The sequence below is a fragment of the Paraconexibacter sp. genome, from assembly GCF_041602235.1.
Classification (GTDB): Bacteria; Actinomycetota; Thermoleophilia; order Solirubrobacterales; family Solirubrobacteraceae; genus Paraconexibacter.
This window is the reverse complement of the sequence record NZ_JBFIGP010000184.1, coordinates 1-7,654: the sequence shown is the minus strand read 5'-3', so window position 1 is coordinate 7,654 and position 7,654 is coordinate 1. Positions and strand designations below refer to the sequence as shown.

Below are 7,654 nucleotides of genomic sequence, written 5' to 3'. Positions count from 1 at the left end.
GCCGCGGTCGCGCTGATGACGTTGCCCGAGGCGCAGCGCATCAGCGGGAAGGACGGGGCGTTCGACCAGATCGACGTCGCCGCCGAGCCGGGCACGTCCCCGTCGGAGCTGCGGGACGCCGTCCGCGCCGCGGTGCCGGCCCGCTACGACGTGCGCACCGGATCCGAGGAGGCCGCCGAGCAGACGGCCAACATCAAGGACGAGCTGGGCTTCCTGACCACGGCCCTGCTGGCTTTCGCCGGGATCTCGCTCTTCGTCGGCGCGTTCATCATCTTCAACACGTTCTCGATCACGGTGGCCCAGCGCGGACGGGAGTTCGGGCTGCTCCGGACGCTCGGTGCGACGCGGGGTCAGGTCATGCGCTCGGTGCTGACCGAGGGGTTCGTGCTCGGCCTGCTCGGCAGCCTCGTGGGACTCGCGCTGGGGGTCCTCGTCGCCAAGGGCTTGAAGGCGATGTTCTACGCCATCGGCTTCGACGTTCCGTCGCAGGGCACGGTGCTCGAGACACGGACGATCGTGGTGTCCCTGGTCGTCGGCGTCCTCGTGACGGTCGTGGCGAGCCTGGCACCCGCGTTGCGCGCCACGAGGGTCACGCCGATGGCCGCGTTGCGGGAGGGCGTCGCGCTCCCCGAGACGCGGTCCTCGCGCTTCGTGTTCCCCGCATCGATCGTGCTCGTCGTCGCCGGCGTCGCGTCCCTGATGCTGGTCGTCCTGGGCGCGATCGACGACACCACGACCGCACTGTCGTTCGCCGGGGCGGGAGCGGCGGCGACCTTCCTCGGCGTTGGCCTGATGAGTCCTCGGCTGGTCGGCCCGATCGCCTCGGTGGTCGGGCGTCCCTTCGTCGGCATCACCGGACGCCTGGCTCGCGAGAACGCGGTCCGCCAGCCCTCGCGGACGGCGGCGACGGCGGCCGCCATGATGATCGGCGTCGCGCTCGTGAGCTTCGCGTCGATCTTCGCCGCGAGCGCGAACAAGACGATCTCGGGGTTCATCGACCGGGGCCTCGCCGGGCAGGCCGTCATCCAGAACCAGGACGGGTACTCGCCGTTCTCCGACGAGGTCGCGGCCCGCGTCGACGCGGTCCCCGGCGTCCGCGCGGTCTCCCAGTTCCGCTTCGTCCAGGTGGACCGCGACGGCGAGACGGAGTACGTGACCGCGATCGGGGCGCGCACGATCACGCAGGTCTACAACGCTCCCGGAGGCAGCGACGTCCTCGCGGGTCTGCAAGCCGGCGAGATCGCGCTGAGCGAGGACTACGCGCAGGACAACGGGCTGAGGGCGGGGGAGACGCTCACGGTGCAGACGGCCCGCCGCCCGCGGCTCGACCTCAGGATCGCCGGGACGTTCGAGGACAAAGCGGAGCTACTCGGCGACCTCACGGTCACCGTCGAGACCGCGGCCCAGGACATCGGCGTGACACGCGACAACTACGTGTTCGCGGCGTTCGACGACGGCGCGGACCAGAAGGCGACCCAGCGGGCGATCGCTGCCGTCCTCGAGCGGGAGTTCCCCCAGACAGAGGTCCTCTCCGCCCAGGAGTTCAAGGACGACCAGGCCGACCAGGTCAACCAGCTGCTCGGGTTGATCTACGCGCTGCTCGCCCTCGCGGTGATCGTGTCGCTGTTCGGCATCGTCAACACGCTGGCGCTGTCGATCACCGAGCGCACCCGCGAGCTCGGGATGCTGCGGGCGATCGGGACCTCTCGCAAGCAGATCAAGTCGATGATCCGCCAGGAGTCGACGATCATCGCGCTGATCGGGGGCGTCCTGGGCCTCGGGGTCGGCGTCGTCCTGGCGATCGTGTTCGCGCAGTCGCTGGAGGACTTCGAGCTCTCCGTTCCGGTCGGCTCGCTGCTCGTGCTCCTGGTCCTGTCCGCGCTGGCGGGGGTCCTTGCCGCGGCGCTGCCCGCGCGACGGGCGGCGAAGCTCGACGTGCTCGAGGCGCTCGCCTACGAGTAGGGCCGTGCCTCAGCCGGTGACGACCGGCGCGACAGGGGTGCCGCCGCGCCGGTACACGCCGACGAGCAGGGCGCACAGCAGGGCCGCCGCCCCGAGGTAGCCGATCTCGGCCCGGACGAGCTGGTCGTCGATGACCGGCACGATCATCCACACGACGAACGCCGCCGCGGCCACCAGCCAGGCCCCGGCGGCCAAGCGCGCGTGGCCGCGGGCGAGCGCCGCCTGGTTGAGCGTGCCGCCGACGAGATGGAGCCCCATGCCGACGCCGACCGCGGCCAGCCCGAGACGCCCGTAGTCGTAGGCCTCGTCGAACAGCAGGTCCATGGCGAACGGTCCCAGCACCAGCAGGCCCAGCGTGATCGCGGCCGCGAACCCCGCGATCGCCAGCACCGTGACGCGGATCGCCCGGGAGAACGCCTCACGCCCTTCGGTCGCCTCCAGCCCGGCGAGGTGCGGCAGCAGCGAGGTCTGGATCGACTGGAACAGCTGCAGCGGCGCGCGGGCGATCATGAACGCGTTGAAGACCACGCCGGCGAGCAGGTTGCCCGCCGACGCCGCGACCGTCAGCACCGCGACGTTGAGCAGCGTCTGCTCGGCGAGCTGCACGAGCGCGACCGAGGCCGCGAAGTCCGCGCCCTCCCGCATCGAGCGGTCCTTGCCCGCCGCCGCGGCCGGCAGGGGAGGCGCCGCGCCGGTCGTGCGACGGCGGTGGCGCAGCAGGGCCGCCGGGACCACCAGGAGCGATGCGAACGGCGCGGCGAGGATGCCGAGCGCCACGGCGGTCTGGCCGCTCAGCAGCCCGACGGCGACCGCGACCGGGAACAGGATGCGGGCGACCGACTCGAACAGCACGAGCCCGCCGTACAGCGCGAACCACTGGTGCCCGGCGAAGTAGCCGCGGGCGAAGTAGCTGGCGGCGTAGGCCAACGCGGCCCCCACGAACACGAGGAACAGCGCGTCGGACTCCAGCCGGTCCTCGAGCGGACCGCGGAACGCGAACGCGACGACCAGGAACAGCAGGGCGAACGACGCCTGGATGGTCAGCGGCACCCGCAGCGGATGGTCACCGTCCGCGCCGACGGCCCGCCGGGTGGCGATCGTCCGGGACAGCAGCTGCTCGACCGGTCGGTAGATCACCGACATCACCACGAACAGCACCGACCACAGGAACGCGATCGCGCCGTACTGCTGCGGTTCCAGCACGTGGCTGGCGACCGCGAAGTACGCGAACGTGAAGACGCCGGTCGACGCGATGCCCAGCGACAGGATGCGGGCGCCGCGGGCGTAGGCGCCGTCGTCGGCGCCCCGGGGCTCCAGCGCGACCTGCTCGGTCGCCGCGTCCTGTGTCACCGCACGCCCCCTACTTCGCGAGGCGGACGAGCAGCATCGTCCACGGGAACGGCGAACGGGCCTGGACGACCTCGCCGTGCTGCGAGAGCATCTTCACGAACGAGCGCTTGGACCAGTGGTTCACGTGGCCCGGGGTGTTGCCGAGGTCCTTCAGGTACGCGCCGCGCGCCATGTTGAGCCCACGCCACAGCGGCTCGCGGGGCACGCTGACCAGCAGCCAGCGCGAGGCCACGCGCGCCATCTCGGCCACGGTGTGCTCCGGGTCCGGTACGTGCTCGAGCACCTCGATCGCGGTCGCGACGTCGAACTCGCCGTCCGCGAAGGGCAGGTCCTCGGCCTTCATGATCTTGTACTCGAGGTTCGGGGCCTGACGCGTCGCCCAGCCGGCCTGGATCGACTCCTCCTCGAGATCGATCCCGACGACGCGCTTGTCACCGAGCTGCTGGGCCCACTCGTGGATCAGCACGCCCTCGCCGCAGCCGACGTCCAGCAGCGACTGCGGGTCGGCGGCGGCGAACAGCTCGGCGAGGGTCGCCTCGAAGTTCGCCATCAGGCGACGGACGACCGGGTTGGTCGAGCCGTACTTGTCGTAGGTGTTGCCGGTGACGACGCCGTCGGCGTCCGTGGTCGTGGTGCTCACAGCTTGATGGCCTCGTGGTCGCCGGTGCGCTGCGACCCGGCCCGCGCGCCCGTGGTGGGCGGCTGGCCGGTGTCCTTGGCACCGGGCTCGTAGTGGGATGGGGGGACGCCCAGTTGCAGCTCGATGCGGCGGACGCGCTCGAAGATGCGCTGGGACATGATCCGCTGCGCGTAGAGGAGGTCGCCGAGCACGCCGAGGGTCGCGACGACCACGGCGGCGTTGAAGAGCACGGCGCCGAAGATCAGGGACTGCACGTGCCCGGCGCCGTCACCCTGCACGTAGGCGACGAAGAACCGCACCCACGGGACCAGGGCGAGCAGGGCGAGCACGGCTGCGAGGCGCAGGAAGACCTTCAGCGGCTCGTACTGCGTGTAGATGCGGCTGATCGCCACCGCGTTGCGGCGGACGTAGGAGCCCATCGAGGGGAACAGGCGCGACTCGCGCGTCTTGGGGTTGGTCCCGATCGCGACGTGGTCGGTGGCGACGAGCAGCTTGCCCGCCTGGATGATCGTCTCCAGCGTGTAGGTGTACTTGGAGACGACGGCCATCTGGATCGCGGCCTCGCGGTTGTAGGCGCGGAACCCGGAGGTGGTGTCGGGCACGTCGGTGTCCGATGCCTGACGCACCACCCACGATCCGAGCGACTGCAGCCGCTTCTTGAGCGGGGAGAAGTGCTCGATCTTGTCCGTCTCGCGGTCGCCGACGACCATGTCGGCGCGGCCGGCGACGATCGGCTCGACGAGCTTCGGGATGTCCTTCGCGGAGTACTGGTTGTCGGCGTCGGTGTTGACGATGACGTCCGCCCCGAGCTTCAGGCAGGCGTCGAGCCCGGCCTGGAACCCCGCGGCGAGCCCCTTGTTGTTCGTGAGCTTCACGACGTGGTCGACGCCGCCCTCGCGCGCCACGTCGATCGTCCGATCCACGGAGCCGTCGTCGATGATCAGCCACTCGACCGTGTCGAAGCCCGGGACCTCGCGCGGGAGGTCGGCGAGCGTCGCCGGGAGCTGCTGCTCCTCGTTGTAGCAGGGGATCTGGATGATGAGCTTCATAAGAGATGGTCCGCCCGGGTCTACTCCCGCCGCCCACCGGAGTTACGTCCGCGAGCTGCCCGGGGAGGTGTGAGCATGAGCAGCTTGGGCGACGGCGAGGTGCCGTACACTCGACCGCGCAGTATCCCAGAGGATCGGCCATGGCGCACCGCCACGCCGTCCTCTCACGCCTCCATGGAATCCGCGACGCTCACCCGGCCGCCGGCCGGATCGCCGGCACCGTCCGGCCCCACGGCACGTCTGCACGTCGAGCGCTGGCCGCTCATCGGGCTGGTCCTCCTCTGCGCGGCCACGGTCTTCGGGTTCTTCTACTACCCGACGTATCCCAACTACGACTCCCTCTACTCGATGCTGTGGGGGCGCGAGCTGCTGCACGGCCAGCCGCTGAGCTTCGAGGCCTACCGGGCGCCGACGCAGCACCCGCTGGCGATCGTCTTCGGCGCGGTCCTGTCGCTGCTCGGGCAGGACGGCGATCGCGTGCTGATCGCGATCACCTTCGTGAGCTTCATCGTCCTCGTCGCCGGGCTCTACCGCCTGGCGTCCCGGGCCTTCACCCCGGCCGTCGGCCTCATCGCCGCCGGTCTGCTGTGCACCCGCTTCGACTTCCCGTTCCTCGCCGCCCGCGGGTACATCGACATCCCCTTCCTGGCGATGGTCGTCTGGGCGGCCGCGCTGGAGCAGGAGCAGCGTCGCCGGGGGACCCCCGTGTTCGCGCTCCTGGCGCTCGCCGCGCTCATGCGACCGGAGGCCTGGCTGATCATCGGCCTGTACTTCCTGTGGTGCGCGTATCCCGCGAGCTGGTCGCAGCGCATCACCTACGCCGCGTGGACGGCGGCCGGCCCGGTGATCTGGGCCCTCACGGACCTCGCGGTGACCGGCGACCCGATGTTCTCGCTCACCCACACGAGCGGACTGGCCGAGGAGCTCGGTCGCGCGAAGGGACTCAGCGCGGTCCCGTCGTCGACCATCGACTTCCTCGTGCGCCTCGACAAGGCGCCGGTCGCGATCATCGGCATCCTCGGCTTCGCGCTCGCCGCCTACCTCGTGCCGAGACGGATCTGGATGCCGACCGCGCTCTTCCTCATCGGCCTGGGGACGTTCGTGATGGTCGGTGTCGCCGGGCTCTCGGTGATCCAGCGGTACCTCCTGGTGCCCTCGCTGATGGTGATGGTGTTCGCCGCCGTGGCCCTGGGCGGGTTCACGATGCTCGAGGCCGGAAGGCTCCGGACCGTCTGGGCCGCCGTCGCGATCCTCACCGTGCTGGGCGGCGTGTACTACACGACCACCCGCGTGAACCTCCACGTGTTCGAGAACGAGCTGCGGTTCCGCGGTGACTCCCGCAACGCCCTCGAGGACCTGCTCGACAACCCCAAGGTCCGCGCGGGGATCAGCTGCGGGCCGGTGTCGGTCCCCAACCACAAGCAGATCGCGGACGTGCGCTGGCTGCTGGACCTGCCCAAGAGCCAGGTCATCGCCAGGACGGACGAGACCCAGGTGGAGCGGGCGCGACGCGGCGGCGTCGCGATCTACGCCGCCAACCGGGCGGTGCTGATGCGCACGGTGCTGATCGACGGGATGAAGGACCCGATCATGACCCAGCCGCTCCCAGGCTTCCGGTTCGTGGCGGCGTCGGACGGCTACGGAGCGTATGTCCGCTGTTGATCTGGACCGCACGCCCGCCGCTCGCGATGACGCGACCGCGCAGACACCCAGCGTGACCGGGCGCGGTCGCGCGTCCGTCGACGTCCTGCTGCGCAGGGCACGAGGGTGGCGCCCCACGTGGTGGGGGCTCGGGGTCGTCACGCTGCTCGTCGGGGCCTTCCTGCTGCGCATCTGGGGCGTCGACCACGGGATGCCGTACGCCTACAACGCGGACGAGAACGCGCACTTCCTGCCGAAGGCGATCGGCCTCTTCGGGCACGGCTGGAACCCGCACTACTTCGTCAACCCGCCGGCGTACACCTACGTCCTGCACATCGTGTTCGCGGTCTGGTTCGGCGGTCGCGACGGTGTCAGCGCCACCTTCGCCAGCAACCCGACCGAGGTGTGGGTCGTCGCGAGGGTGACCGCCGCGGCGATCGGCACCCTCGCGGTCTGGCTCATGTACCTGGCGGGCCGGCGCTTCTTCGACCGGCGGGTCGGTCTGCTGGCCGCGGGGCTGCTCGCCGTCGCGTTCCTGCCGGTCTTCTACAGCCACCTGGCGCTCAACGACGTGCCCACGCTCGCGCCGATCTGCCTGTCGCTGTGGGGCACGGCCGGCATCGTGCGGCGGGGGCACCTGCGTGACTACCTCGTCGCGGGCATCGGGCTCGGTCTGGCCTGTGCGACGAAGTACACCGGCGGCGTGGTGCTGCTGCCGATGCTGGCGGCGACGGTCTCGCAGATGGCCGCCTCGCCGGGGGCAGCGCTCGTCCACCTGCGGCGGGTCCTGCTCGCCGGGGTCGCGGCGGCAGCGTCGTTCGTCGTCGCCAACCCGTACGCGATCCTCAGCTTCAGCGAGTTCAAGGACGGACTGGAGCACCAGACCAGCGTGTCCGGGGACTCGTTCGGCAAGCTCGGCCTCACGCACGACAACGGCGTCGAGTACTACCTGTGGGCCTTCACGTGGGGGCTCGGCTGGGTCCCGATCATCGCGGCCGGCATCGCCATCGGC

The 7,654-nt window shown here is 70.8% G+C and carries 6 protein-coding genes; 3 read left to right on the top strand and 3 right to left on the bottom strand.

Annotated elements, in window-relative coordinates:
• On the top strand, nucleotides 1–1,962 hold a 1,962-nt coding region (locus tag ABYE80_RS14070), incomplete at its 5' end, for an FtsX-like permease family protein (protein WP_372790914.1).
• 9 nt (nucleotides 1,963–1,971) lie between these two features.
• On the opposite strand, the gene ABYE80_RS14065 is transcribed toward ABYE80_RS14070, so the two are convergent.
• The 3 genes from ABYE80_RS14065 to ABYE80_RS14055 are packed head-to-tail and all read right to left on the bottom strand — an operon-like array spanning nucleotide 1,972 to nucleotide 5,001.
• Nucleotides 1,972–3,312, bottom strand: coding sequence for a lipopolysaccharide biosynthesis protein (locus tag ABYE80_RS14065; protein ID WP_372790913.1), 1,341 nt, complete (start codon nucleotides 3,310–3,312; stop codon nucleotides 1,972–1,974).
• A 10-nt stretch (nucleotides 3,313–3,322) separates the two neighbouring features.
• Nucleotides 3,323–3,952, bottom strand: a complete 630-nt coding sequence (locus ABYE80_RS14060; protein ID WP_372790912.1) for a class I SAM-dependent methyltransferase — start codon at nucleotides 3,950–3,952, stop codon at nucleotides 3,323–3,325.
• Complete coding sequence (locus tag ABYE80_RS14055) at nucleotides 3,949–5,001, bottom strand: glycosyltransferase family 2 protein (RefSeq protein WP_372790911.1); 1,053 nt, start codon at nucleotides 4,999–5,001, stop codon at nucleotides 3,949–3,951. The genes ABYE80_RS14060 and ABYE80_RS14055 overlap by 4 nt, the downstream gene beginning before the upstream one ends.
• 174 nt (nucleotides 5,002–5,175) lie before the next feature.
• Here ABYE80_RS14055 and ABYE80_RS14050 point away from each other — a divergent pair, with 174 nt between their 5' ends.
• Both ABYE80_RS14050 and ABYE80_RS14045 read left to right on the top strand, forming a co-directional pair.
• Complete coding sequence (locus ABYE80_RS14050) at nucleotides 5,176–6,663, top strand: hypothetical protein (protein WP_372790910.1); 1,488 nt, start codon at nucleotides 5,176–5,178, stop codon at nucleotides 6,661–6,663.
• The coding region (locus tag ABYE80_RS14045) for an ArnT family glycosyltransferase (RefSeq protein WP_372790909.1) at nucleotides 6,650–7,654 on the top strand (1,005 nt) is incomplete at its 3' end. The genes ABYE80_RS14050 and ABYE80_RS14045, both read left to right, overlap by 14 nt.

Bases quoted from the DNA above. Each gene is read 5' to 3' on its own strand.
- ABYE80_RS14050 (WP_372790910.1), top strand. From the start codon at position 5,176: ATGGAATCCGCGACGCTCACCCGGCCGCCGGCCGGATCGCCGGCACCG.
- ABYE80_RS14055 (WP_372790911.1), bottom strand. From the start codon at position 5,001: ATGAAGCTCATCATCCAGATCCCCTGCTACAACGAGGAGCAGCAGCTC.